Source organism: uncultured Streptomyces sp. (assembly GCF_947488945.1).
In the GTDB taxonomy this organism is placed as follows: domain Bacteria; phylum Actinomycetota; class Actinomycetes; order Streptomycetales; family Streptomycetaceae; genus Streptomyces.
Genome location: NZ_CANLBS010000018.1, coordinates 163,126 through 187,654, shown reverse-complemented (window position 1 = coordinate 187,654; position 24,529 = coordinate 163,126). Strand labels below are relative to the sequence as shown.

Here is a 24,529-nt window from a genome sequence, read left to right as displayed (position 1 = left end):
CGTCAGATCCCCCCGGCCCATGACCCAACCAACGAGCGACCGGTCGGAAAGTCACATGATCCGCCGGACACGTCCTAGCCCAGTCCTGCGCGCCGCCCTGCGGTGGCTGGAACGGCTCCCGGCGTCCAGCCCCGCACGGTGCCGCGCACTGTTCACCAATCACGTCGACTACAGCGACCTCACCCCCACGCAGTACGAAGCGGCCTACACATGGCTCGGCGAGAACAGCCTGCTTGAAGACCCGGACAGCAGTGCCGCAGCGGGCGAGCGTGTATTCCGTGCCGTCCTGGCCTCCAGTGGCGCGCCGTGGCTCCAGGACGCCGACATCCTCGTGCGCGGCCCGGACGAGCTTCCGGAGGACGCCCTGCGGGCCGCAGATGCCTTGGACATCTCTGAGAACGAGGCGTACGAGCAGGTCAGTGCAGTCTGGGGCAAGGTCGATACGAAGGCGCGGGCCCTCATCGGCAGCGCCGGCGAACTAGCCCTCGTCGCGCTCCTCACCGAGGCCACCGACGCCCGCGTCGAACACGTTGCGGCGTACTCCGACGGCTTCGGGTATGACATCGCCGTCCACGCGAGGCGGCACCCGCTGCACATCGAGGCGAAGAGCACGGTGCGGCGCGGAAGGCTGGCCTTCTACCTGTCCCGGCACGAGTACGAGACCATGCGCCGCGATCCGGCATGGCAGCTCGTGACCGTACAGCTCACGCAGGACCATGAGATCGCTGCGGTCGCGTCCGTTGCTGCCGAGTGGATCAGGGCCCAGGTTCCGCAGGACCGAGGGCCCTTCGGGCGATGGGAAGCATGCCGTTTGGACGTCTCGCCGGACGCGGTTGTCCCGGGCATCCCACAGCTGGCACCTCTGCTCCGCCCGGGGGCGGCTGGGTTGCTATTGAGCGGACCCTAGGAGGCTGAAGGGGGAGTGGTGCCGACAATAATCCCCCTTCAGCCAAGGGTTCCTAGGCCCTTTGGACGCCGATGTCGGTCAAAAGGAACTCTTCCGTTTCTCCGATCCACGTTGGCGACTCCGCCTCGGGGCAGTCAGCCGCAGGCAACGCGTCCGAGAAGGCGTCTTTCAGAGCCAATCGCCAATGATCCACGGTGCCTCGGAGTTTGAAGGGACCGACTGGCAGGGTCACGCCGTCTTCATCGCCCCTAAGCGGCGTCGTCTCGCCCGCTACGGTGACATCGCTGTCGAGGCCACTGGCCGCTGCGTCGAGAGCGGCGTCCAGCTCAGCGGTGTCGATCCTGCCGACCCAGTGCTGCGTCCCTGCCTGCGCCTCCGCGAGCAGCAGGGTGCGACTCCCCGCTGCGAATCCTGTAAGCATGAGGGACCGCCGGGGGGTTTCTTCTGCCCGCAAGTCGCTAGCGACGCCCTTATCGATGAAGGCAGGGCGAAAGCGCTCGAGGAGTGCGGAGATCCTCTCTGCGAGAAGCTCTCGGCGGGCAACGAGGAAGTCCCGGAACCCGTCGGCTTCCAGAACCCTCGGGTCCGTCGGAACAGCGTGGGCCGCCAGGTCTTCGGCCTGCACTTCCCTGATGTATTCGGCGGGAGAGCGGTTGCCGATCATGTTCTTGGCCGTTTGGGGCGAGACGAAGACGATGTTTGCCAACTCGTTGATCTCCGCGGACGTGTACTTGTTCGCGTGGTTCCGTAGCTGCGCCGCCGGATGCAGGGTGCTGTACTGCAGCTTGTCGGTCCCCTCGGCAGTGATCGAGATCGGTCCGCCGGCCCACCAGTCCTCTGCGCCGGAATGGGCAGCTGCCAGGTAGGACAGCATGATGTACGGGCTTTGGATGTTGCGCCCCGAAAGATCGCGGGCGGTCACGCTGAAACCCTTCTCGTCCAAGCGCAGGTTGGCAAGGAGTGCACGCACCGGCTCGTCAGAGTCGAGGGCATTGACGTCCTGAGTGAGGGCGCTGTCGGTTGCCCCGGCGTAGCGGTTGCTCCCGCTTGCGGCCAGGAACCAGTAGAGCAGGCCCTTCTCCACCTCTGGGTCAACAATTGCCCCAGCAGCCAGTCGGCCGTAGAAGACGATCAGCGGATGCAGGGGCGTGACGGACGAGGTGAGCGCCGTTGTCGGCACAAGCAACTGCTCACGGAGCAGCGGAACGACGCGCTCGAGTCCTCGGCGGACTTGTCCCCACCCCTCCGCGACGGATTCTGGACTGGCTGTAGTCAGCCTGGAGACAGACGAGGTGCGCTTGCCTGAGATTGACAGGCTGAGCGTGATCGCCTTGATGAGGAAGTTGGCGTCGACTGCTCGGTAGCCGAGCTCCGCCCACCGGGCCGATTCCTTCTCGAGTTCTCCCAGGAATCCCGGCGAGCGGGCCGAGAGAGTTGCCATCGCCAGATCGGTCGTCTTCAGCGGGCGGCCGCCGCTGTTGACACGGACGAAGATCTGAGTGACCTCCTCGTAGCTGAAGCCGTGGAGGACCTCCATGTGGAAGTCGCGTTGCGAGATCGCTTCGAGCGCCTTCAGGCGGCGTCCGATCTCAGAACCGTCGATGGACAGCCCAGCTGAGCGGAGCTGCATTTGGAGCGCGAACGGGTCAGCGTCGGGACCGACGACGTCGTAGACCTTGATCCATTTCGGGCTCCTGAGCGTGGCGTTGCTCTGGTTCTGGAACGCCTCCGTCTCGATGTTGAAAACGATCTGCGCCGTGGCGTGATCGTTGAAGACGCGGTACAGGGAGGTGAGCCGTTGCTGCCCGTCGAGCAGGTAAAGCGGCATGACGCTGGGAAGCCCTTGCCCGGATCCGATTGCCGCGGTACGGGTCTCGGCTCCCTCGTCGGTCTTCCACAGCAGAAGTGTTCCCGCCGGATATCCGAGGTACATCGACTCCACGAGCTTCGCGACCTGCGAGGCTCGCCAGACGTAGCCCCGCTGGATCTCCGGGAGCATGATCTCCCCGTCAGCGATCTGGCCGATGAGCGTCTTGATATCACGGTTGGTACGTTCGACTGCCATACGCTGGTGCCCCCACCCCTGCTGCTCCTGATCGGGCCGCGTTCGACCTGGGCTAGCGCAGTCCAACTGCGCTGGTGAATACGGTAGACGAGGTGGACAGGGCCCACACCCAGGCTGCTAAATCCGCATGTTGGTTACCGGGCTCGGTGCTACTCCTCCGGCTCGGCACCCAGTGCCGCCGCGCCCCGGCGCGATCGGACCGCAGCGCAGACGATCGCTGAACTCGCCTCAGCCGCATCGTGCTCCCAGAAACGGAGGACGAGCCATCCCGCCTCTTCGAGACGCGCATCCGTATCCCTGTCGCGCTGCACGTTCCTCCCGATCTTCTCCCGCCAGTAGTCGGGATTCGTTTTCGGCGGCACGAAGTGCTCTGGGCACCCGTGCCAGAAGCAGCCGTCGACGAAGACCGCGACGCGGGTCGGACGGAAGACGAGATCCGCTGTACGGCGCATCCTCGGGAGCGGCTTGGCGGCCACCCGGTAGCGGAGGCCAGCCGCATGGACGAGGGAGCGGAGCGCACGTTCTGGGGATGTGTCCCGGTTCCGGTTTCCAAGCATGCTGCGGCGATTCGCAGCAGAAGATGCCCAGGATCCGTCCGGTGGAGACCATCCGCCAGTGACTGGCTCAGGAGGCAGCTTGTTCATCAGCTCCCAAGTATGTCTGATGCGGCTCGAACCCGCGGGGCTCTGAAGCAGGCAACACCCGCGCTCCGAGCCCTGTGGGAGACTGCCGCCATGCTGCGCGAACCGACTGAACTAGAGATCGGCGAAGACGGCCGACTCGAGCTCCCCATGGGAGTCCTCGTCGAGGCTGGCCTGAACCCCGGAGCCCGCATCGTCGCGTACAGCGTCGGCGACGGCCGGATTGTGCTCCGCAGGGCAGATGACGCGATGATCGAGTTGATGACCACTGGCTCCCTAACCTGACTTCCAGGAAGTCAGCGATCAGCGTCAGCGGCCTACTGCTCGACCAGGCCTCGCAGAAGGAATAGATCGCCGCCATCGCTCTCGTCGACTTCGGCTGACGGTGACAGGAGTCGGCCCCCGCCTAACCGGAGTCGATCAACCCGGACTGAGACGGACGCATCGGAATCGATACGGATAGAGACGTCGGGTTCTCCGAAGAAGTCGCAGGCGGGACACGTCACCCGATTAGGTTCGAGTCCCACCCGCCCACCAGTTTGACTTTGCAGAAACAGCAACCGCCGACCGGCCACGTGGAGAGCACACAGCACCGCCAGATCGGCCATGGCCGCCGCCACGGTCTCACGAGGGCTCTGGATCATGATTCTCCTACTGGATCTCGGAGGCGTGCCGCGGCTGGAGGAACGGGATCAGCGGGGCCGGCAGCACGGCGGGGAATCCGAGCAGCTCCCATTGGCAGTCCGGCACTTTGCCGTCGAGGTCGCGCAACGACCGCCGCATCATCAACAGGATCAGGGAGTACGACGCCCGGTCTGTGGGGACCAGTGGCGGTCTCCCACCTGGGCCATCAGTACCAGCCCCGACATGAAGGCACTGCCCATTAGCCAGGTGAGGGTCGCGTCGCCCAACTCGCCGGCCTCGAGCTCCGTCTCGACCCGTGCGCACAGGTCCAGCGCCCACCCGCGGGTCGCCCCGCCCACCTCCCAGGCATCCCGCAGGTCCTCCAGGGTGGCCGCCTCCGCCAGACTCAGCAGGGCGCCGCGGACGTCACCGTCGGGAACGGTGCTCATCCCGCCGTCCGGGAGGAACACCTCCTGGGCGGCATCAGGGACGTCATCGACCGTGTACTCGACCAGTGACGCCCCCGGGTTGCCCCACCCCGTCCGCTGTACGGCCCGCAGCACGTCACCGATCCCCTGCGGCGTGACGGCGGCACCTCCACGCAGCACCGTGGTCACCGCGGCAGTGGTGACCTCCCCGCCGGACAGGCTCGGAGGTTCCGGGTTCGCGTCCAGGCCGGCCAGCTCGGGAGGGGGCCACACCACCCCCCGGTCACGCATGTCCCGGGCGATGCCCTCATCGATCCGGCGCACCCGCGCGGGAACGAGCCGCACCCGCTGCCCCGAGGCGACCACCTCGTCGGCGACGCGCTCCGCCCACTCCTCCTCGTTTTCCCCCTCTTCCGGACCTTCCTCGCCGAGCCTGGCGCTCAGGCCCCGGACCGCCTTGCCGAAGGCATCCCGCACGGTCTCCTCCGGCACCGGGTGCCCTTCGCCGAGGAGCGCCAGCGCCAGATGAGAGGGCCGAGCGCCCCTCCGCGCCAGCCGGGCGAGCGCCACGACCAGACCGAATGCCTCGTCGTCCGGAACCGACGTGCTGCCGCGCCCGCGACCCAGCGCCCGCTTCGTGTGTTCCGGCAACAGCCCCCCGTCGTACCGCTTCTGACCGGCTACATCGTCAGGCCGGACGCTTCGTACAGTCCACTCCTTGTGTGCGTACGCTGACGCAGCGTACGCACGGTGAGCCTGGTGCGAGCCGAAGTTCGCGTTTATGGGAACACGGGGGCGACGCGTTACCCCGGTCCGTCCGCCTCTTCAGTTCTCACTCTCTCCGTCCGCGATCGCAATAGCCGATGAGCGGGATACGGATCGCCTGTCTGTTGTACGTTCCTGGCATGGTCACGGGACACATGAGTGAGAACCCGGAGTCGCGTTTCTCCGCTGTTCTGGTCGGCGCGGCGAAACTTCCAGGTGTGCAGATCGACCGGGAGGCGTATCTCCGGACGGCGCTGGCTCGTCATTGCTCGGAGGATCAACTGCGTCGGGCGTTGGAGGAGAGCCCCGCAGCGGCGGGTATCCCTCTGGACGTTCTGCGCAAGGTGGCCGACGCCTCCATCCGCTATGAAACCGCCAAGGTGAGCGCGCTCTCGGCGGCTGCTGGAATTCCCGGCGTTCTCGCTCTGCCCGCCACGGTGCCGGCCGATCTGGCCCAGTACGTCGCCCACATGCTGCGTATCGCGCAGAAGCTCGCCTACCTCTACAGCTGGCCCGATCTGTTCTCCGCCGACCATGACGACCTCGATGACGCCACCAAGGGAGTGCTCACGCTGTTCTTCGGGGTGATGTTCGGGACTCAGTCCGCGAACGCCGCCGTGGGGAAGGTGGCGGGGATGATCTCCGAGCAGGTCGCCAAGAAGCTGCCCCAGCAGGCGCTGACCAAGGGGGTCGTCTACCCCGTCGTGAAGAAGGTCGCCCAGTACCTCGGGGTCGAGATGACGAAGCAGACCTTCGCCAAGTCGGTCTCGAAGGCGATTCCCCTCGTCGGGGCCGCGGTGTCCGGCGGGCTCACTTACGCGACCTTCCGCCCCATGTCCAAGAGGCTCAGGACACACCTGGCCGGCCTGGAACTCGCGCAGCCGGTCGGGGGTCAGGTCTTCACGAGGCAGGTCTTCACGGGGCAGGTCTTCACGGGGGAGGTCATCCAGGACCAGAACCGGAACCAGGACCAGGAACAGGGCCAAGGTCACGACCCGAGCCAGGGCCTCCCGGTTGCGGACGAGGTGAAGATCCCGAAGCCGGGCCGTGATTGGCGCGTCCTGAAACGTCGGTAAGTCGCGCCTACGGAACGGATGTGGACGGTCGAGCGTGGTCGAGTCCGCCGTGACGCCGCAGTATGGGTGCGGTCACCGTTCCGACGCTCGGGTCTCGAATCCCGGAGTCCGAGTGCCGTAGTGGCCTACTCACTCTTTCGGGGTCCGGTCAGGGGTCCCGGACCGACGCTTGAGCTTCGGGTTCCGAGGGCCGGTATCCGAGCTCCGGGGTTCGAGCCGTGTGGTTCATCCGGGAGGTAGATAAGGGATTTTGGGAAAACCTCCCCTCCCTCCCCACCCCGTCACCGCCAGCAAATATGACTAACTGTGATCAAGTTGCAGCGGAGAGTCGCGGATGCTTACGGTGCCCACAACGAGACGACCCCGACGCGGTGTTCAAAGCACCAGGCCGGGGTCTGACCCAAGATCGCACCCTGAAGAAAGACGATCTCGTGGCTAACCAGCACCTTAACTCCGCGCTGCCCGCCCCCGCAGCTTCACGCCCGTACCGCAAGGCGCACCCGGGCTATGGCAAGCAGTCGATCCCCGGCCAAGGCTCCTCCCACCGTGCCGACTTCGCTCTTCTGCCGGAGCGTGAACGGTATGTGGCCGCCTACGTCGACCGACTGCCCGAAGGCGCCGCCATGGACATCAAGTCACTGGCCAAAGACCTGCCCCTGTACGGCCAGATGGCCATCGGCACCGCACTGCGCGCCCTCGCCGTGGCCGGGCATCTGCGCCGCGTGCGCTGCCGGGTCGAAGGGCACGGCCCCTGCCGGTGGGTGACGCTCACCTACTGGTCACGCGCCGCCCACGACAACGAGTGGTGGACGGCCAGGCTCACCGGCGGAGCAGCCGCCCCGGACCAGACGCCGCCCGCACCATCCGTCCGGCCGGCCGTGCCCCAACAGCGCGCCGCACCCACGGACATCATGGTGTTCCCCGCCCCCAACCCGCCGCAGCCGCCGCCGATTCCGGACCTTGCCGCGTCGTCCGCGAACCCATGGCCGCCGTCCCCGGTACCGGTCCCGGACCTGGCCGCGTCCGCGAACCCGTCGCAGCCGTCCGCGTTCCCGTCCTCGTCCCTGGCACCGGACCGTGTGCCGGGCGCTGACGCCCCGTACCTCGCCGAGGCGCCTTCCCCCGCCTATCTCGCCCTCGCCGAACTCGGCCGCCGTGACTCCCGCCTGGCGCTCTCCGCTGCCGACTGCGCGGTCCTGGAACCGCTCGCCGCCGCCTGGTTCACGCGCGGGGCCAGTGCTCAGTACCTGGCATCGGCGCTCACCGCGGGGCTTCCCGAGCAGGTCGGATCGCCGGTCGGCCTGGTGCGCCGCCGCCTGAACGACAAGATGCCGCCCCGACTGCCCGCCTCTCCGCCAGCCACCACCCCTACGGACCTGCCCGGAGCGCCGGTGCGGCGTCTCCTGGTCGAGTGCACCGAGTGCGGCCGACCCGGCCCGGCCGCGGCGCTCCCGGACGGCCTCTGCGCCCCTTGCCGTACCGTGCGGCAGGCGCCCGAACCTGCCGACGACGCCACGGCCCCGGAACCGGGCGAACGCGATGTCGCGGCCCGCGTCGCCGACCTGCGCAACCTGATGCGCACCCCTTGACCCGCCGAACGGCCCCTTGGCCCCTGGGTACTCGCCCCTCGGTGGGTGGTCGGCCAGAGCACCAACAGCCAGTCGCCGATCTCCGACTGGGGCTTTCCGGTGTCCGGGATCGCGTAGAACTCGCCCAGCTTCTGCCGGATGCGGCCCGGAGGGTTGCGGCTGTACTCGCGCAGCTGGCGCTCCGCCTCCGCGACGGCCGAGGGACGGGTGTGCCAGGTGTGGCGGAGGTACGCCTCCAGCGCGCGGCTCCGCAGTTCCGGGGTGTCGTCGGCCGGCTGCCCCAGGTACGCGCGCATCACCTGGTCCAGCTCCCCGTACCGGCGGTCGTGTTCGAGAGGCTTCATGAACATGTGCGGACGACCCCTACAGGTGGAACGGGACGGTCGTGTGGACGACGAAGCCGAGCGGGCTCGACGGTTCGCGGCGCAGCACCACGCGCGCCGCGCGGACGTCGACGGGCCCACGCCCGGCCAACAGGTCGCCCGCCACCTGGACCCGGCCCACGGGTTGCTCACGGGAAGGCCAGGCGGCCTCGACGGTGAGGCGGGCCCGGGTGTTTTGGGCGAGCCACCGGTGGACGGCCTGTTCGTTCGCGGTCAGCACCTGCTGGGTGGCCCACTGGGCGGTCTCCCGGTCGGCGTAAGTGGCCGGAAGGGGTCAACACGCGGAACGTCCTCTCAAAGCATCTGGACGGCGCTGCCCCTCGCCGGGATTGGCCGGTTCCCGGTTCCGCGCGCGTGGCTTCAGCTCGCGTTAAACGTCCAGAAGACTCCGACCTCCTCGGGGCTTACGGCGATCAGTCCGAGATCCATCATGTAGTCGGTGAACGCCCTGCCGCCGGTCAGGTCTTCGCCGAGGAAATCCGGCGACGAGGAGAACCGGGCCAGATCGGAGGACGTGCGGAAGACCGCGTCCGGGCCGAACCTGGCGAGCACCGTCCGTGCATCGGCCAACACTTGGTCTTTGTCGGCGCGCGATCGGAGGGGACGGCCCACGAAAAACCATTCCTGGGTCAGCGAAGCGAGCAGCTCAGCGGCAGCGGACTCCGTGACCGGGTGAGTCCACTCACGCACTTGCTCGGCGGTGGGCGGCAGGAACGGGAAGGACGGACGGACGTTCTCACGCCCCTCCTCGTCGATCTGCCACTCCAGCATCCGCCAACCCCGGGGGTCGGCAACCGAACGGTTCATGACGGCCAGGGCGTCCCTGGCCCAGTCCTCGTGCTGCCGGGGCCCGGTCAGGGCGAAGGTGTACACGTCGTCGAGGAGTCGCTCCAGGGCTGCGTCCCAAGCGTGCTTGTCGATGTCGACGGGCTTCATTCGACCTCCAACCCGCCGGTCACGGGGCGGGCATGGACGTGAGGATGATGTAGGGCGGGTCAAGCCTGGAATCGTACTTCAGGACCGTGTTCACGTTCTTGACGTCGACCGCTCGCGCGCTGAGCCCGTGGTCCTTATAACCGGTCCCCGGGATGGTGTTGCCCGAACCGTCGGGGTCCGGCGTGGGGCGCTTGCTCATGTACCAGCCGCTGGCCCCGCCGTCGGGGGCCGGACTCGTGAACGCCTGGGTCTTTCCCCGGAGGGTTGCTCGCCACCCACGCGTCGATCTCGGGCTGTTTCGCCCGCAGGTTGTGATCCGTCAGCCGCTGCGCGCCGGTCGTCGGCCATGGTCGCGAAGGACGACGCGCCGCCGATCGTGGGCCTGCGCTGCTCAGGCCAGTTCGCGTCGTCCGTGGCCTGGTCACGCAGACGTTGGGCGAGCTGCTCGTCGGTCTTGCCGACGTGCTTGTCCAGCGAGAGGCCGCCGCCGAGATTCTCTCGCAGCCGCCTCACGGACCTCTGACAGGCGCGAGATCGTCCGCCCACCCCACGCGATCCGACCGGCGTCGGCGCCGCGCCCAGGTCACGACCGGCACCGCGCCGAGGCCACGCCCGGCACCGCGTACCGGCCGATGCGGGGGTGCGTACGCTGGTCCGGCGTACGGGCGTCGCCGCTGGTCAAGGGCGTCGGACGCCGTGATCGTGGACGCATGACACCACCGTCCCCCCTCTCTCGCCGGTCGAGCGCTTCCCCCGGTGAACGGGTTCGTGCAGCGCTTCAGTTCCACCCCGCGCGGCGCGCGCCTCGCGCGGCGGCTCGTGCTCCACCAACTCGACGCCTGGGGTGTGCCGCACGGCAGCGAGGCGTCCGACACCGCCGCCCAGATCGTCGCGGAACTCGCCGCCGACGCGGTCACGCACGGTCGCGTCCGTGGCCGGGACTTCGAAGTCACCGCCGAGATCAGAAACCGGACCCTGCGGATCTCGGTGTCCGACGCCCGGCGGGAACCGCGTCCGCCCCTCCCCGGCGCGCCGCGTCCGCCGACGCCGCCTCTGGCGGAGAACGGCCGGGGCATGCTCGTGGTCGAGGCGCTCGTCGACCGATGGGACGTCCTCGACCGGATGCCGGTCGGCAAGACGGTCGTGGCGGAGCTGGACCTGCCGCGCTGAGGGCTCCCGGCCGCCGGACGGCGGCCCCCGACGCCGCGCCGCGCCTTCGGGGGCTCTGGGGACCCGGCACCCCCCGGTGCCGTCTCCGGCACTTGCGGCGACCCTTTCCTCTCCCCGGCCACCCGCTTGACCTGGCCCTGTTCTGAACGTCGCCGGCGTGCTGGGCGGGCCGTCGGGGAAAGTCGCGGGCCGCCATCCAGGATCATGAGGGTGCGGGCTTGCGGTTGCCGCTGCGGCAGCTTCTACCGTCCTTACCAGGGCCGGAGAAACCGGCCCGGTGACGCGATCGTGAGGGGAGACAGCGATGGACTGGCCCATCGCGGAGGTCGCTCGGATGTCGGGCGTGACCGCCCGGACCTTGCGGCACTACGACGAGGTCGGCCTGCTGCCGCCCGCCCGGATCGGGGCCAACGGCCACCGCTACTACGAGGAGCGCCAGCTGCTGCGGCTGCAGCAGATTCTCGTACTGCGGGCACTGGGCGTAGGGATTCCCGAGGTCGGCCGGATCCTCGCCGAGCAGGTCGACGAGGTGGACGCCCTGCGCGGCCACCACTGGCGGCTGCTCGCCGAGCGGGACCGGCTCGACGCCCTGGCAGGCACCGTCTCCCGCACGATCGCCGAACTGGAACGCTTCAGGAAGGACGGCAACCCTATGACCATCAACCGACCGGAGAACCTGTTCGAGGGCATCCAGCCCTCCCAGTACCAGGAGAGCCTGCACGACTTCCCCGAGCACGCCGAGGAAGTCGCCCGCACGGTCGCCGCGATGACCCCGCAGGACATCGAGGCCGGACAGCGCGAGCGCACGACGCAGATGATCCTGCTGGCCGACCTGATGGCCGCCGGCCACCCGGCCGACGCCGCGCCCGTACAGGCCCAGATCGACGCCCAGTACCAGGCCATGACCGAACTGCGGCCCGTCTCCGCCGAGGAGTACCGCGCCGTCGGACGCTCCTGCGTGGACAACAGCGCCTGGCGCGCCGCGTATGAGGCGATCGCTCCCGGCCTGGCCGCGTACCAGCGCGACGCCATCGAGGCGTACGCCACAACCCGGCTCAGCTGACTGCTTTCCGGGCTGTCCCGTGAGGCCGGCTCGGAGAGCAGTTGGTTCGTCGCACCACAGGCCCACCTCGCCCGGCCGGCGGAAGAACCCATAGGCCCACTGCCACGGACCGTACTCAGGTGGTCCCGCCAAGGGGCCCCGGTTCCGCAGGCGGATCCCGTGGATCAGCCTCCGTCGGCCGAGCGGCGGCCTGCCCAGCGCCGCGACCGGCAACAACGGCCTGGCCAAAGCCCATTGCTCACCTGAAAGATTCCCTCGCCCCACACCGGGACCGTCCCGGTACGGGGCGAGATCCGGATCGGGCTCTCAGACACGGCCCTGGCAGTCCGTCCGGCCGGGACATCGCTCGGGCGACCTATAGTGGCTTTCATGAGCCGTTGGACGAATATGCCCGGGAAGGCGTCCGGGGAGGAGTACGCCGCGCGGTTCGCCGCTCTTGCGGAGGGCGGGAAGGACATGCACGGGGAAGCGCGGTTCTGTGCGGGCCTCGTGGAGGCGGGGGCGCGGGTGCTGGACGCCGGGTGCGGCACGGGGCGGGTGATGATCCAGCTCGCGGAACTCGGCTACGAGTGCGTCGGGGTGGATCTCGACGCGTCGATGTTGGAAGAGGCGCGGCGGCAGGCTCCGGAACTGCCCTGGTACCAGGCCGATCTGGTCGAGTTCGACCCGGACCGCCTCGGCATCGCGGCGGACTTCGACCTCGTCGTCGCGGCAGGCAACGTTCTCCCGCTGCTCAATCCCGGGGACGAGGCCGAGGTGGTGCGACGCCTGTCGGCGGCTCTGCGTCCGGGCGGCCTGCTGGTCGTCGGCTTCGGCCTGGACGCGGCGCACCTGCCGGTGCCGCCCAGCCTCACGTTGCCCGAGTACGACGACTCCTGCGCCGCGGCCGGCCTGACCCTCGTCGGCCGGTTCGCCACCTGGGACGCCGATCCTTACGACGACGGTGGGTACGCGGTGAGCGTCCACCGCCGGTGAGTACGTGCATCCGGCGTTGACCACGTACGCCCGGTGGTGCGTGTGTCGCGCGGCCCCGCGGGCGGCGACCCGAGAGGGCCCGGCGGCCACCCGCCTCGTTCCGCCGTACCTCCCTGCGGCTAGTTTGTGTGCAGAACGGATACGCGGACCCGTGTCGGGAGCGATGCACGGGGGGACGGGAGGTCGGGGAGCGTGTCGCTGCGCGCAGGCGATCCAGCCGAGATCGGCGGCTACCCGCTGGAGGCGCGGCTCGGCTCGGGAGGCATGGGCACGGTCTTTCTGGCCCGTACGAGTTCGGGGCGGCCCGTCGCCGTCAAGCTGATCCACCAGCAGTTCGCGGCGGACGACGAGTTCCGCATCCGGTTCCGGCAGGAGGTCGCCGCCGCGCGCAGGGTGAGCGGTGCGTTCACCGCGGCCGTGGTGGACGCCGCGCCGGACGCCGAGCAGCCGTGGATGGCGACCACCTACATCGAGGGGCAGACGCTCGCCCAACGCATCTCGTCGACGGGCCCGTTGGGCGGTGCGGAGCTGAGGCGGCTCGCCATCGGGCTGGCGGAGGCTCTGCGCGACATCCACCGGGTGGGGGTGGTCCACCGCGACCTGAAGCCCTCCAACGTGGTGCTCTCACCGGACGGTCCGCGCGTCATCGACTTCGGCATCTCACGCGCCGCGGACCAGCAGACGCTGACGATGACCGGACGCGTCATCGGCACACCCCCCTTCATGTCGCCGGAACAGTTGCAGACACCGCGCGGTGTGGGGCCCCGGTCCGACGTCTTCTCGCTGGCCACGCTGCTGGTGTACTCGGCGACGGGCCGCGGGCCCTTCGACGCCGACAGCCCGTACCTGACGGCGTACCAGGTGGTGCACGAGGAGCCGTCGCTGGACGCCGTGCCGGCAGCCCTGCGCGCGGTCGTCGAGCCGTGCCTGCACAAGGAGCCCGAGAGACGCCCCTCGGCCGACGAACTTCTCGTGCTGCTGCGGGACCTGCCGGTCGATCTCGGCGGGACGGCCGAGAGCGGGGCGGCCACGAGCCGCAACCGCGACATGGTCACCCAGCACCACGTGCCCACACCGGACACCCCCACACCGGCCGCCCCGGTACGGACCGGTCCGGCGACGGCCACCCCTGCGGGGTCCGTCTCGACGCCTCCCGCTGGGCCGCCGGCACCGGCACCGGCAGGTGTAGGCCCCGATGCCGGCCGGGGCCCCGACGTCCACCAGGGCCCCGACGCCCGGCCGAGTCCCGCCGTCCGCCCGGGTCCCGACGCCGGGGAGCCGGGCGGCTCCCTCGGGCGGCGGCTGCGCCGTCGGTGGCGGCCGGTGCTGGCGGCGGCGGTCGCGGTGGCGGCGATCGCCGGGGGAGCCGCGGCCCTGAGGGCGGGCGACGCCGAGCAGGACGGCGGCCGGGCGAAGGACACCGTCGCTGCGGCGGGCGCCGGGCTGCCGGACGGTTTCCGGCCGTGGCACGGGACGGTGCTCGGCGGTCGTGCGGACATCCCCGACGAGCTGCGCTGCGTGGCGCGCGGGGAGTCGTTGTACTGCGGGGGCGGCGGTGTCGTGGCGGCCCGTGTCGGCGTACGGGACGGGTCGCGGGACTGGACGGTGACGAGTCCGGGCGTCCCGATGCAGGGCATGTACCTGGTGGGCGCCACCGACGACACGGTCGTCGGCTATCGCTTCGCCGCGGAGGACGCCCCGCAGGACCCCCCGGTCGAAGTGGTGGCCGTGGACGCCGGGACGGGCCGGGAACTGTGGTCCGTGCCGTCCGGTGCGCAGTCGACGGCCGTCACCGGCCGCACCCGGGACGCGGTAGTGGCCGGCTCCGCCGTCGTGACGGTCGACGCGTCCAGCTCCCGCTTCGAGGCCAGGGACGCGCACGGCGGCGAGGTCCGCTGGACCAGGCCCTTCCCCACGGGCGCCCAGTGCGCACCCGTCCTCTTCGGCGCGCAGCTCCTCGCCATGTGCGCGACCCGCGCGGAGGTGGACGACCTGGAGGTGGCCCGGCCCACCCTGCGTACCGTCGATCTCACCTCGGGGACGCTGGGCGAGCCGGTCACGGTGGACGGTCCCGCCGTGCCGATGGGCGTGGCCGACGGCGCGCTCGTACTCCTCCAGGAGCACTGGGAGGGACCGGCGATGACGGGGTACGACGGGGTGGTGCGGGTGCACCTCGCCTCGCGGAAGGTCTCGTACGCCCCGCTGGCCCGGACGTACGAGGGGACGCCCGGTATGGCGAGCGGCACTCTCTACGTGACCGGGCAGACCGGGCGCGTCAACGCCCTCGATCCGGCGACCGGGCGGCAGAAGTGGTCGCGGCAGACGGCCGTGGAGGGCGCTTCGGGACCCGTCGCCGACGCGGACGCGTTGTACTTCAGCTCGGCCACCGGCCGGGTGGTCGCGTTGTCGTCGGACGACGGGTCGACGCTCTGGACGACGGACCCGCAGGCCGACGGGCTGACCGGTGACCAGGGCGCCGGGCCACGGGTCACGCTCGTGGGACGCGCCCTGATCGTGGCCGCCGACGGCAACACGCTCTTCGGTTTCGACGCGCGGAAGCCGCCGGTGTCGGGCTGACCCCTGGTCCGGCTACCCGGCCTCCACCGCGGCCAGTATCTCGGCGCGGGAAGGGCCGGGCCAGGTCCAGGCGGGGCCGCCGTTCAGGGTGAGGGCCCGTTCGACCAGGCCGGGGGCGGCGAAGGCGTTCTCCGGGGTGTCGAGCGCGCAGGCGACCTCGGCCATGGCCCGCAGGACGTCGGGGTCGGCGAGCTTCACACCGTCCAGGACATTGGTGAGGTGCCACCCCTCGTCGTCCGTCTCGTAGGGGCGCCCGGCGAGGGTGGCGTCGATCTCGGCCAGCCGGTGCCGGTCCCATTCCCGCAGCCTGCGGTACACGGGGGTGAGCGCCCGCTCCGTGAACTCGTCGAACCGCAGGGCCAGTTCGACGGTGTCCGAAAGCCCTGCCCCGTCCCCGGTCCCTGCCCCGCCCTCTGCACCCGCCACGATGTCGCCGAGCGCGACCGCGTGGCTCAGGCCCATCGACAGCCCGATCCCGAACTGCGGGTCGGTGGCGGCCCAGGCGTCCCCGACGGAGAGCAGCCCGGTGACGACCGGCCGTCCCTCCACCACCGTCCGCTGACTGCGGCTGTGCAACCCGGCCATGGCCTGGAGCCCCGTGATCGGCTCACCGTCCGTCCGGCCGTCCAGCTCCGGGAGCACCTTCGCCGCCCGCTCCCAGGCGGCGGGGTCGTGCAGGGCCTTGAGAGCCCGGTCGTGGCCGGAGACGACCAGGCACACCGACCAGGTGTCGTGGTCGGCCGGGATCACGATGGTGGAGACGCCCTCGTGGTGGACGAGCGGCCAGAGCGGACGCGGGGGTGCGCCGCCGGGCGCGCGGAAGGTCCGCGCGTAGTAGACGAAGCCCGCCTCGGCCCGCTCGCTCGCGGGCGGCGGCCCGCCGAGCCGGGCGAGCAGCGCGGGGACGGGCGAGTTCCGGCCGCCGGCGTCCACCACCAGGGAGGCGCGCAGCTCCTCGCCGTCCTGGGTCACCACACCGGTGACGCGGGGGCGCCCTTCGATCTCCTCCGACCCGGTGAGCAGCCCGGTCACCCCGGTGCCCCGGCGGACGGTCAGGCCGGGGGTGGCCGCAGCAGCGGTGGCGAACGCGGCGTCCAGTACGGGGCGGCGCGCGGTGAGCGTGTCGTAGCGTTCGTCGCCGGGGCGCGGCCCGCCCATGCCGGGCAACTGCGAGCCGGGTCCCACTATGTTGAGCCGCAGCGGGCCCGCGTCCACCAGCGCTTGCGCGACCTGCGGCAGCCGGTCGCGCAGGAGAGCGGTTCCGGCGGGCAGCAGGATGTGCGGCTGCCGGAACTGGGACACGCCGGGTCTGCGCCACGTCTCCCAGGCCCGTTCCGCGAGGTCGGGCCCGGTGCCGAGGGTGTCGCCGTCCCGTTCCAGCACGGTGACCCGCAGCCCGTGCCCGGCCAGGGTCATCGCCGCCGTCAGGCCGACGGGCCCTGCGCCGATCACGATCACGTCTTGTACCGGTCGTTCCGCCATGCGAAGCCTCCTTGAACGTCTGTCCGTCGGAGGCCACGTTGGCCGCGATCGCCGCTCGGTCACCAGTCCGTTCGGTGCTCACTCACCGGCCGTTCGGTGGTCATCGGGGCCGTTCGGTGCTCACTTCCGGCGACCGGGGCGTCGCAAACCACGCGCCGGGTGCCGGGTGCGGGGTGCGGGGCGGTACGGCGTCAGGCGTCCGGGGCCGGGATCGGCCGGCCGGAGGTCTCGCGCTGCCAGAGGATGTCGCAGACCCGCAGGCAACCGCGCCGGAGGTGCCGGCGGTAGGTGCTGTACGGGAGGCTGAGGCGCTCGGCGGCAACCGTCTGGCCGGGCACCCGGTGGAAGTAGGTGGTGGTCACCACCCGGTGGAACTTGGCGTCGCGCGGGTCGGCGCGTAGGGCGTCCACGGCGTCGGCGAGCAGTTCCCGCAGCATCGCGCCGGCGTGCTCGGCGGCGTAGCCGGGCTGGTCGGTGACCATCCTCGTGGTGGCCAGGGGGCCGGTCGTCAGCGCGTCCGGACGGTGCCAGTCGCGCAGGGCGTCCCGTACGGCGGCGTCGAAGTCCGCGCGGGCCAGCGGCACGACGGCGGGTCTGCCGGTGGTGACGTGCGCGGGCGTTTCGTTCAGTGCGCCGGGCTGGGTGCGGTCGAACCAGACCGACAGCGGAGTGATCCGCCAGTCACAGGCGAACAGGGTGTACGTGTGCCCGTTGGGCCACGCCAGGACGGTGGCCCGCTCGTGGCCCAGGTGCTCCATCAGCGCCTCCCACAGGTCCGGGAACGGGCTGATGATGAACGACCAGGCCAGGGCGCCGGAGCGGATCCACCCGGCGCAGATCCGCAGCTGCATCAGGTGCAGCACCGGCGATATCTCGTAGTAGGCGGACGGGTGGATCAGGAACCTGGCCAGCAGCAGGTGCTCGCCCGGCCGCAGTGGCCCGGTGCGCACGATGTGCTCCCACGCCTGCGCGAGGACCGGGTCGGCGGCGAGTTCGTCCGGCCGGGGCTCGGACAGCCGGAGCCAGGTCATGAAGGCGGCCGCTTCACCGGTGGCGGAGTCGCGGTACATCCAGAACGCCTCGGGCTGCCGCTCCAGCCAGAAGTCGACGACGGCGGCGGACTCCGGTCCCTCCGCCTCGGCGATCAGCCGCCGTACGACGTCGTGGTCGCCGGGGCGCAGGACGTCCTCGTGGAAGTCGCCCTCCCGGCGCATCCGGAAGTAGTCGCCCATCGGCCCGTACCGCTTGAGGTAGCTGAGTTCGCGGATCGCCACCATGGCCTCGGCCGGGGAGGCCGTACGCGCCTGGTCCAGCAGGTGGTGGCCGACGCGCCGGTGCATCTCCTCGTAGCCCTCCGGGTCGCGCCAGCGCAGGTCGGTGTCGACGGCGTCGCCGACGAGGTCGTGCAGGAACATGCCCTGCCGTCCCCAGTCGGCGACCGGCAGGCGGCGCAGCCAGGTGAACAGGTCGGCGCCCCGGTCCGGCCCCAGTACGGCGCGCAGCAGCCCTTCCGTGGTCGTCATGGCGTGCGCGGCGATCTCCAGCGCGAGCCGGTGCTCCGCGGTGGGCACCTCCCCGACCATGTGGGAGAGCAGCGCCGTCAGCACGTCGGGCGTCGGCGCCCACGGGTCGTCGCCGTCTCCCCGGGCCGCGACCCCGGCGGCGAGACTGAGGGCGAGCGGGTGGCCCCCGGCGAAGGCGAGCACCCGCTCCCGCACGGCGGGCGCCACCTGCCGGAGTTCGAGGAGCTGTTCGGCGTCCGCCGGGTCGAGGTCGGCCAGCGGCACGACGGCCAGCGCCTCGCTCCAGGCCAGGTCGGCGATCCAGGCGGGGCTGGGCCCTTCGCGCCCCGCGAGCACCACCAGGGTGCGGCCGGGCAGACCGGGCAGGAAGTGGTCGCGCAGCCACCCCTCCAGGCCCTGGCAGTGCTCGAACGCGTCGATGAGCAGCACCGCGTCCGGCGCTGTGCCCAACGCGGCTGCCTCGGCGCGGAATCCGGCCGGGGAGGGGTCGGTCAGCCGCCCGTTCACCTCGACCACGGGACGCCCCGCGTCACGGCTCTCGTCCGCGAACCGGCGCAGCAGAGTCGACTTGCCGACACCGCCGGGTCCGTGCACATGCAGCACGGCGGGGGCGCCCGGGGCCCCGTCGAGAGCCGCACGGAACAAGGCGAGTTCCCTGCGCCGCCCGACGAAGGCGCGTTCCCGCGCCCATCGGAGCCGTTCCGCCAGACTGCCCGAGTCGCTCCTCATGCGAGCAGATTATCCGCAGGCGGCAGGCGGCAGGCGGCAGGCGGCAGACCGCCCCGAGGTCGGCGCCACACACGAAGAGGCGACCGTTCCCCGCGTTTCGAGACGGTCGCTAACGAAGTACGGGGGAACGGCCGCTGACCGTGATCCTCTCCGACGCCATGGCCGATGAGCTGCGTATTCGACGTCTTGTCCCGCTTTCGGGTCCAGTCTCCGCGCGGCCCGAGGCCGGTGCTGACGGGCTGTTCGATCATGGTCGTACGGCGCGCCGGCATCGGGACCGACGGCTCCGTGAGAGCGGGAATGTCCAGGGGCGGCGGTGCAGTTGATGCCCGCGGGTGCCGGGTGCCGGGTGCCGGGTGCCGCGAGCTGCGAACCGGGGGCCGTGGGCGGAACGCGAGCCGTGGGTGAAACACGAGCCGGGGGCCGAGGGCGAAACGTGGGACGCCCCGGCCGGTCGCCGCGCACACCATCCGCTGGTGGGGGGCGGCGACCGGCCGGGGCGGCGCGAGCGTGGGCTCGGGTCAGGCGGCGGCCACGATGGCGCCGAGCACCATGCCGCCCACGAGGCCGGCGGCGCTGACCACGAGGGCGACGACGGCGAGCCGCTCGTGCCGGACGGTCTTGGCGATGATGGCCAGCACCAGGCCGATCATGCCGAAGACGATCGGCAGGAAGATGAAGGCGATCACGCCCATCACCATCGCGATGATGCTGAGCACGTTGCCGGTGGCGGCGGGCTTCGGCGCGCCGTGGGACTGCTGGCCGGTCGGCTGGTTGCCGTACTGCGTCGTCATCTGCCACTCCTTCGGGGCGGTCGCCAGGGTCCCGATCCCGGAGTGGACCGGCCCGCTCTCCGGGTACCCCGAAGTCCCCCGCGCATACGGTGATGCGGTGGGGGACGCGACGTAAGTCGCCGCGTGGGTAGTCGACTTCGCACCGGCACACGCGGCTCCGGTTCCGGCGTCCCCGCCACCTACGCCCCTCTTTCCCGTTCCTGTTCCTGCGCCTCGCCCTCCGCCTCTCCGGGCGCCTCCTTCCTGTGTGCCTGGTCCGTGCGCCTGGCTTCTGCATTCCGGCCCCCGGTGCCGCCCCGCACACCGCCCGCCCTTTCCGCATGCCGAGACGCCCTGGCATCCGGAATTGACTCGTCCGTATATTCGTACGCATGTCTGTACCGGCTCCGTCGTTCCGCCTCGTGCTGCTCGCGCACTCGGCGTGGTGCGTCGACGACGGGCTCTGACCGGGGCCCGTCCCGCGTCGAACCGTCCGCCGCGTGCGGCGGGGGCGGCCCCTGCCGTCCGTCCGCCGTGCACCCCACCCGGAGACCTTTCGTGACCATCGCACCCCCCGAGGGGCCCGCCGCGCCCGTGCGCGCACGGCCCGCCCTGCTCACTCCGGCGCCCACGTCCTCGCCCCGGCCGCAAGCGCCGCCGCTGCCTCCGGTGCGCCGGACGCCCCTCGCCGTGTCCGCGCTGATCGCCGTCGCCCTGACCGCGTACGTCTGGGCCGCGCACGGCGCCAAGCCGGGAGTGCTGCTCCTGCTGGGCCTCGGGCTCGGCGTCGCCCTGTTCCACTCGCGGTTCGGCTTCACCTCCGCCTGGCGGCAGCTGATCGCGGTCGGCAACGGTTCCGGGCTGCGGGCGCACACCCTGCTGCTCGGGACGACGGCCACCATGTTCGCGCTGATCATCGGCACCGGCACCGGGCTCTTCGGCGCTCAGCCGGCCCCGTCCGCCGGCCCCCTCGGCGTCGGCCTGGTCGTCGGCTCGCTGCTGTTCGCGGTCGGCATGCAGCTCGGCGGCGCCTGCGCCTCGGGCACCCTGTTCGCCGTGGGCTCGGGGCAGACGTCCGTGCTGCTCACCCTCGGCGGGTTCATCGGGGGCGCCACGCTCGCCGCCTGGCAGTTCGACCTGTGGAAGGACCTGCCCGCCTGGGAGCCCGTCGTGCTCTCCGACCACATCGGATGGTTCGGCTCCTGGGCGGTGACGATCGTCGCGCTGCTGCTGATCGTCCTGGTCACCCGGCGCGTCCAGGCCCGTCGCAACCCGCCGCCGCTCGGGGTGGTGCCCTCCGCGCGCACCGCCGCCGTACGGGCGGTCCGCGGCTCGTGGCCGCTCGCCGCGGGCGCCCTGGCGCTGGCGGTGCTCGGGGCGGGTGTCCTGCTGGTCTCCGGCGGCGCGTGGGGCATCACGAGCGCCTTCAGCCTGTGGGGTTCGGAGCTGGTCGGCGCGCTGGGCGGCCACCCCGAGAACTGGACCTGGTGGCGGCAGCCCGGCAACGCCGAGATGCTGGCCGGTCCGGTCCTCGCCGACAAGAACAGCCTCACCGACCTCGGCATCATGGTCGGCGCCGCGGTGGCCGCGGCCCTCGGCGGTACGTGGGCCCTGCACCGCGGCATCCCCGGCCGTACGGCCGTCGCGGCGGTGCTCGGCGGGGTCCTGATGGGGATCGGCGCCCGGCTGGCCGGCGGCTGCAACATCGGCGCCTACCTCGCCGGCATCGCCTCGGGCAGTCTCAGCGGCTGGGTGTGGGGAGCGGTCGCGCTCGCCGGCACCTGGGTCGGCCTGAAGCTGCGCCCGCTGTTCGGTCTCGGCAACCCCGAGCCGGGCGACGGCGTCTGCTGACGAGGCGTTCGGGACGGGCCCGCGGGACGACCGACCGGGCCCGTCCCAGGCTCCGCACATGCCTCACCGGCCCAGCCCTTCCCAGGCCCTGGGCGGCCGTACCCGTCCCTCGCCCGCCCCGCGCGGACCCCGCTCAGGCGACTTCGCTCGACGCCCGGACGGTGAAGACCTGGGTCAGTCCCACGACCGTCAGCACCCGCAGCGTCGGCGCGGGCACCCCGGCCAGAATCACCTCGGCGCCCGCCGACCGGGCGAGCTGGCGGGCGGTGAGCAGGGCGGTGATGCCGCTGGAGTCGCAGAACTCCAGGCCGGACAGGTCGATCACGAGGTCCCGGCCCGGCGCCAGGGCGAGGGGTTCCACGTGTGCGCGCAGTGCCGGAGCCTGGTCGTAGTCGAGTTCGCCGGCCACCCGCAGGACGGGTCCTGCGGCGGTCTCGCGGAGGGTGACGTGCAGAGGGCTCATCGGGCTCGTTCCGTGGCGTCCGGCGTGGAGGTGGTGGGTGCGGGTGTCGCGGGGACGCCGAGGGCGAGCAGGGCGGTGTCGTCGTCCAGGCCGTCGCCGAAGCTCTTCAGCAGCCCGGTCAGCGCCCCGATGACCCCGTCCGCCGAGACCGGCGCGTGCCCGGCGGCGAAATCGCGCAGCGCCTCGTCGCCGAACAGGTTCCGGCGGGTGGGGCCGGTGCGGGCCTCGGTGAGCCCGTCGGTGTAGAGCAGCAGCGTGTCGCCGGGGCCGAGCGTGGTGGCGGCGGTGGTGAACGGGGCGGTGGGCAGCACGCCGACGAGCAACCCGCCGGGGGTGTGGAGGTACTCCGTGGTTCCGTCGGCCCGTACGACCAGGGCCGGGGGGTGGCCTCCGGAGGCGAGGCGTACGGTGGCCCGCCCGTCGGTGCCCGGCGGTTCGAGGATCCCGAAGACCGCGGTGCAGTAGCGGGGGTCGCCGCCCGCCGCGTACCGCTCGTGCAGCACGGCGTTCAGCGTGGTCAGGGCCGCCGCGGGCTCCGGATCGTGCAGCGCCGCCGCCCGCAGGGTGTAGCGGGTCAGCGAGGTGAGGGAGGCCGCTTCGGGACCCTTGCCGCAGACGTCGCCGAGGAAGAACCCCCAGCGGGTCCCGCCGAGCGGGAACAGGTCGTAGAAGTCGCCGCCGAGGAGGTCCGGCGAGGCGGTGTGGTAGTGCGCGGCGGCCTCCAGCCCCGGCACCGCGGGCAGCGCGGAGGGGACGAGGGAGCGCTGCAGCGCGGCCAGCGCGTCCGAGAGCCGCTGCCGGTCCGCCTCGGACTGCCGGTGCGCGCGCCGGGCCGCCCCGTGGGCCCGTTCGGCCTCGGCGCGGGCCGCCTCCGCCGCGGCGCCCGCCCGCTCGGCCTCGGCACGCTCCCGTTCCGCCTTGGCGCGCGCCCGCTCGGCCTCCGTACGGGCCGCTTCCGCTTCCGCGCGGGCCAGCTCCGCCTCGGCACGTTCCCGTTCGGCTTCCGCGCGGGCCAGCTCCGCCTCACGGCGGCCGTGCAGCAACTCCTCTTCGTACGCCCGCCGGTCCGACGCGTCGAAGACGGTGGTGCGGATCAGCAGGGGTTCGCCCGCGTCGCTGTGCTTGACGACGGACGAGACCAGCACCGGCAACCGCCGTCCGTCGGCGGCCTTCAGTTCCAGGGCGATACCGCTCAGTTCGCCCCGCATGCGCAGCAGGGGTGCGAAGTGCGTCTCGTGGTACAGCTTCCCGCCGACGGTGAGGAGATCGGGGAAGCGGCGGCGTCCGACCACCGCGTCGCGTTCCAGGCCGAGCCAGCCCAGCAGTGTGGCGTTGACCTTGGCGACGGTGCCGTCCATGAGCGTCGAGAGGTAGCCGCAGGGCGCCCCTTCGTAGAGGTCCTCGGCGCTGTCCTCCAGCAGGGCGGTGAAGGCGGCGTCCGTGCCCGTCGCCGGACCGTCCCCACCGTCCGGACCGGTGTTGTCCGCGGCGCCGCCGGCGGCCGCCGGCCGGGGCTCGCCGCCGGTGCGGCACATCATCGCCGGTCGGCCAGGAAGCCGAGGATCGCGGACGCGGTGGCGTCCGGGGCGCTCAACTGCGGGCAGTGCCCGGTGGCGTCCAGGGTGACCAGCGTCGAGGAGGGGATCGCCGCGTGGACGTACGCGCCGACCTCGCGGGGGGCGATCACGTCCTGGGAGCACTCCAGCACCAGGGTCGGTACCGTCACGCTCTTCAGGTCGTCACGGCTGTCGGTGAGGAACGTGGCGCGCGCGAAGACCCGGGCCATCTCCGGGTCGGTGGCGCAGAAGCTGCTGGTCAGTTCCCGCCCCAGTTCCGGCCGTTCGGGGTTGCCCATGATCACCGGGGCCATGGTGGAGGACCAGCCGAGGTAGTTCGACTCCAGGGACTCCAGCAACTCGTCGATGTCCTCGGCGCCGAAGCCGCCCCGGTAGCCCTCGTCGTCGATGTAGCGGGGCGAGGGAGCCACCATCACGAGGGTCCCGATGCGCTCCGGCGCCGTCCGCGCCGCCGTCACGCCGATCATCGCGCTGACCGAGTGGCCCACGAACACCGCGTCCCGCAGGTCGAGTTCCTCGCAGATCTCCACGACGTCCTGGGCGTATCCGCTGAGCGCGGAGTACCGCTGCTCGCTCCAGTCCGCGAGCCGCGAGGCCCCGCAGCCCACGTAGTCGAAGAGCACCAGCCGGTACCGCTCCGCCAGCGCCGGGACCACGAGCCGCCACATGTTCTGGTCGCAGCCGAACCCGTGGGCGAGCACCACCACCGGCCCGTCCTCGGCTCCGGTCACGTGCACGTTGTTTCTGCGGCGGACATCCATGGCGCCATCCTGCCACCTGCCGGGCGCGGGCCGGACGGCGCCGGGGGCGGGCGGGACGGGATCGCGGGAGAGGCCGGACGGGACCGGGGGCGGGCGGGGCGACCCCCGGGAACCTCAGGGCGCGGCCCGCACGGGTGCGCGTCGCTGAGCTGCGCCGATGCGGCGGGAGTC

21 protein-coding genes and 2 pseudogenes are annotated in these 24,529 nt (G+C 71.5%); 9 read left to right on the top strand and 14 right to left on the bottom strand.

Translation table 11 applies throughout. The features are described 5' to 3' along the window. The first annotated feature begins 19 nt into the window (after window positions 1–19). Window positions 20–907: a protein NO VEIN domain-containing protein gene (locus tag Q0994_RS25650; protein WP_299538734.1), complete on the top strand. Its 888-nt coding sequence runs from the start codon at window positions 20–22 to the stop codon at window positions 905–907. A 52-nt stretch (window positions 908–959) separates the two neighbouring features. Here Q0994_RS25650 and Q0994_RS25645 read toward each other — a convergent pair whose 3' ends face one another. Further along, window positions 960–2,972 (bottom strand): DUF262 domain-containing protein, encoded by a 2,013-nt coding sequence (locus tag Q0994_RS25645; protein WP_299538732.1) that lies wholly within the window; start codon window positions 2,970–2,972, stop codon window positions 960–962. A 149-nt stretch (window positions 2,973–3,121) separates the two neighbouring features. Continuing rightward, the gene (locus tag Q0994_RS25640; protein ID WP_299538730.1) at window positions 3,122–3,616 is read right to left on the bottom strand and encodes a very short patch repair endonuclease; all 495 of its coding nucleotides are present in this window, start codon (window positions 3,614–3,616) and stop codon (window positions 3,122–3,124) included. A gap of 90 nt (window positions 3,617–3,706) precedes the next feature. Here Q0994_RS25640 and Q0994_RS25635 point away from each other — a divergent pair, with 90 nt between their 5' ends. Next, window positions 3,707–3,898 (top strand): hypothetical protein, encoded by a 192-nt coding sequence (locus Q0994_RS25635; protein ID WP_299538728.1) that lies wholly within the window; start codon window positions 3,707–3,709, stop codon window positions 3,896–3,898. A gap of 366 nt (window positions 3,899–4,264) precedes the next feature. On the opposite strand, the gene Q0994_RS25630 is transcribed toward Q0994_RS25635, so the two are convergent. Continuing rightward, a complete protein-coding gene (locus tag Q0994_RS25630) occupies window positions 4,265–4,396 on the bottom strand; it encodes a hypothetical protein (RefSeq protein ID WP_299538726.1) in 132 nt (43 codons plus the stop codon). Window positions 4,397–4,407: 11 nt separating this feature from the next. Then, window positions 4,408–5,316 carry a hypothetical protein gene (locus Q0994_RS25625; protein ID WP_299538724.1) on the bottom strand — a complete coding sequence of 303 codons (909 nt, stop codon included), beginning with the start codon at window positions 5,314–5,316 and terminating at the stop codon, window positions 4,408–4,410. 269 nt (window positions 5,317–5,585) lie between these two features. On the opposite strand from Q0994_RS25625, the gene Q0994_RS25620 reads away from it, so the two are divergent. Next, window positions 5,586–6,506, top strand: a complete 921-nt coding sequence (locus Q0994_RS25620; RefSeq protein WP_299538721.1) for a hypothetical protein — start codon at window positions 5,586–5,588, stop codon at window positions 6,504–6,506. 431 nt (window positions 6,507–6,937) lie between these two features. Beyond that, entirely contained in the window at window positions 6,938–8,095 is a 1,158-nt protein-coding gene (locus tag Q0994_RS25615; RefSeq protein ID WP_299538718.1) for a MarR family transcriptional regulator, read from the top strand. Between the two features lie 363 nt (window positions 8,096–8,458). Here Q0994_RS25615 and Q0994_RS25605 read toward each other — a convergent pair. The 3 genes and pseudogenes from Q0994_RS25605 to Q0994_RS34185 form a co-directional block, all read right to left on the bottom strand. Then, window positions 8,459–8,743 (bottom strand): annotated as a pseudogene (locus Q0994_RS25605) (RNase A-like domain-containing protein); the annotation flags it as partial. A 95-nt stretch (window positions 8,744–8,838) separates the two neighbouring features. Further along, window positions 8,839–9,414 (bottom strand): hypothetical protein, encoded by a 576-nt coding sequence (locus Q0994_RS25600; RefSeq protein ID WP_299538716.1) that lies wholly within the window; start codon window positions 9,412–9,414, stop codon window positions 8,839–8,841. A gap of 19 nt (window positions 9,415–9,433) precedes the next feature. Further along, window positions 9,434–9,613, bottom strand: a complete 180-nt coding sequence (locus Q0994_RS34185) for a hypothetical protein (RefSeq protein WP_363325574.1) — start codon at window positions 9,611–9,613, stop codon at window positions 9,434–9,436. Between the two features lie 557 nt (window positions 9,614–10,170). Here Q0994_RS34185 and Q0994_RS25590 point away from each other — a divergent pair. Together Q0994_RS25590 and Q0994_RS25585 are read left to right on the top strand one after the other, a co-directional pair. Then, window positions 10,171–10,584: an ATP-binding protein gene (locus Q0994_RS25590; protein ID WP_299538714.1), complete on the top strand. Its 414-nt coding sequence runs from the start codon at window positions 10,171–10,173 to the stop codon at window positions 10,582–10,584. 304 nt (window positions 10,585–10,888) lie between these two features. After that, a complete protein-coding gene (locus Q0994_RS25585; RefSeq protein ID WP_299538712.1) occupies window positions 10,889–11,647 on the top strand; it encodes a MerR family transcriptional regulator in 759 nt (252 codons plus the stop codon). A 153-nt stretch (window positions 11,648–11,800) separates the two neighbouring features. Here Q0994_RS25585 and Q0994_RS25580 read toward each other — a convergent pair. Beyond that, a pseudogene (locus Q0994_RS25580) lies at window positions 11,801–11,911 on the bottom strand (IS5/IS1182 family transposase); the annotation flags it as partial. Window positions 11,912–12,016: 105 nt separating this feature from the next. Here Q0994_RS25580 and Q0994_RS25575 point away from each other — a divergent pair. Both Q0994_RS25575 and Q0994_RS25570 read left to right on the top strand, forming a co-directional pair. After that, entirely contained in the window at window positions 12,017–12,622 is a 606-nt protein-coding gene (locus Q0994_RS25575; RefSeq protein ID WP_299538709.1) for a bifunctional 2-polyprenyl-6-hydroxyphenol methylase/3-demethylubiquinol 3-O-methyltransferase UbiG, read from the top strand. A 192-nt stretch (window positions 12,623–12,814) separates the two neighbouring features. Further along, entirely contained in the window at window positions 12,815–15,199 is a 2,385-nt protein-coding gene (locus Q0994_RS25570) for a serine/threonine-protein kinase (RefSeq protein ID WP_299538707.1), read from the top strand. 12 nt (window positions 15,200–15,211) lie between these two features. On the opposite strand, the gene Q0994_RS25565 is transcribed toward Q0994_RS25570, so the two are convergent. The 3 genes from Q0994_RS25565 to Q0994_RS25555 all read right to left on the bottom strand — a co-directional run bounded on the left by Q0994_RS25565 (window position 15,212) and on the right by Q0994_RS25555 (window position 19,727). Continuing rightward, window positions 15,212–16,681, bottom strand: coding sequence for an FAD-dependent oxidoreductase (locus tag Q0994_RS25565; RefSeq protein WP_299538705.1), 1,470 nt, complete (start codon window positions 16,679–16,681; stop codon window positions 15,212–15,214). A 191-nt stretch (window positions 16,682–16,872) separates the two neighbouring features. Beyond that, window positions 16,873–18,933 carry an ATP-binding protein gene (locus Q0994_RS25560; RefSeq protein ID WP_299538703.1) on the bottom strand — a complete coding sequence of 687 codons (2,061 nt, stop codon included), beginning with the start codon at window positions 18,931–18,933 and terminating at the stop codon, window positions 16,873–16,875. Between the two features lie 521 nt (window positions 18,934–19,454). After that, entirely contained in the window at window positions 19,455–19,727 is a 273-nt protein-coding gene (locus tag Q0994_RS25555) for a hypothetical protein (protein ID WP_299538701.1), read from the bottom strand. 537 nt (window positions 19,728–20,264) lie between these two features. Here Q0994_RS25555 and Q0994_RS25550 point away from each other — a divergent pair. Further along, window positions 20,265–21,557, top strand: coding sequence for a YeeE/YedE family protein (locus Q0994_RS25550; RefSeq protein WP_299538699.1), 1,293 nt, complete (start codon window positions 20,265–20,267; stop codon window positions 21,555–21,557). A gap of 133 nt (window positions 21,558–21,690) precedes the next feature. Here Q0994_RS25550 and Q0994_RS25545 read toward each other — a convergent pair whose 3' ends face one another. From Q0994_RS25545 to Q0994_RS25535, 3 genes are read right to left on the bottom strand one after another with little or no spacing between them, the layout of a single operon-like run. Beyond that, window positions 21,691–22,020, bottom strand: coding sequence for an STAS domain-containing protein (locus Q0994_RS25545; protein ID WP_299538697.1), 330 nt, complete (start codon window positions 22,018–22,020; stop codon window positions 21,691–21,693). Continuing rightward, window positions 22,017–23,555 carry a PP2C family protein-serine/threonine phosphatase gene (locus tag Q0994_RS25540; RefSeq protein WP_299538751.1) on the bottom strand — a complete coding sequence of 513 codons (1,539 nt, stop codon included), beginning with the start codon at window positions 23,553–23,555 and terminating at the stop codon, window positions 22,017–22,019. Before Q0994_RS25540 ends, Q0994_RS25545 begins: the two co-directional genes overlap by 4 nt. Continuing rightward, complete coding sequence (locus tag Q0994_RS25535) at window positions 23,555–24,358, bottom strand: alpha/beta fold hydrolase (protein ID WP_299538694.1); 804 nt, start codon at window positions 24,356–24,358, stop codon at window positions 23,555–23,557. Before Q0994_RS25535 ends, Q0994_RS25540 begins: the two co-directional genes overlap by 1 nt. Window positions 24,359–24,529 lie beyond the last annotated feature (171 nt).

Excerpts from the sequence above, each read along its gene's own strand:
- Q0994_RS25635 (WP_299538728.1), top strand. The coding sequence starts at position 3,707 with ATGCTGCGCGAACCGACTGAACTAGAGATCGGCGAAGACGGCCGACTC.
- Q0994_RS25535 (WP_299538694.1), bottom strand. The coding sequence starts at position 24,358 with ATGGATGTCCGCCGCAGAAACAACGTGCACGTGACCGGAGCCGAGGAC.
- Q0994_RS25640 (WP_299538730.1), bottom strand. The coding sequence starts at position 3,616 with ATGAACAAGCTGCCTCCTGAGCCAGTCACTGGCGGATGGTCTCCACCG.
- Q0994_RS25565 (WP_299538705.1), bottom strand. The coding sequence starts at position 16,681 with ATGGCGGAACGACCGGTACAAGACGTGATCGTGATCGGCGCAGGGCCC.
- Q0994_RS25620 (WP_299538721.1), top strand. The coding sequence starts at position 5,586 with ATGAGTGAGAACCCGGAGTCGCGTTTCTCCGCTGTTCTGGTCGGCGCG.
- Q0994_RS25650 (WP_299538734.1), top strand. The coding sequence starts at position 20 with ATGACCCAACCAACGAGCGACCGGTCGGAAAGTCACATGATCCGCCGG.
- Q0994_RS34185 (WP_363325574.1), bottom strand. The coding sequence starts at position 9,613 with ATGAGCAAGCGCCCCACGCCGGACCCCGACGGTTCGGGCAACACCATC.
- Q0994_RS25560 (WP_299538703.1), bottom strand. The coding sequence starts at position 18,933 with ATGAGGAGCGACTCGGGCAGTCTGGCGGAACGGCTCCGATGGGCGCGG.
- Q0994_RS25585 (WP_299538712.1), top strand. The coding sequence starts at position 10,889 with ATGGACTGGCCCATCGCGGAGGTCGCTCGGATGTCGGGCGTGACCGCC.
- Q0994_RS25545 (WP_299538697.1), bottom strand. The coding sequence starts at position 22,020 with ATGAGCCCTCTGCACGTCACCCTCCGCGAGACCGCCGCAGGACCCGTC.
- Q0994_RS25540 (WP_299538751.1), bottom strand. The coding sequence starts at position 23,555 with ATGTGCCGCACCGGCGGCGAGCCCCGGCCGGCGGCCGCCGGCGGCGCC.
- Q0994_RS25600 (WP_299538716.1), bottom strand. The coding sequence starts at position 9,414 with ATGAAGCCCGTCGACATCGACAAGCACGCTTGGGACGCAGCCCTGGAG.
- Q0994_RS25630 (WP_299538726.1), bottom strand. The coding sequence starts at position 4,396 with ATGCGGCGGTCGTTGCGCGACCTCGACGGCAAAGTGCCGGACTGCCAA.
- Q0994_RS25645 (WP_299538732.1), bottom strand. The coding sequence starts at position 2,972 with ATGGCAGTCGAACGTACCAACCGTGATATCAAGACGCTCATCGGCCAG.
- Q0994_RS25575 (WP_299538709.1), top strand. The coding sequence starts at position 12,017 with ATGAGCCGTTGGACGAATATGCCCGGGAAGGCGTCCGGGGAGGAGTAC.
- Q0994_RS25555 (WP_299538701.1), bottom strand. The coding sequence starts at position 19,727 with ATGACGACGCAGTACGGCAACCAGCCGACCGGCCAGCAGTCCCACGGC.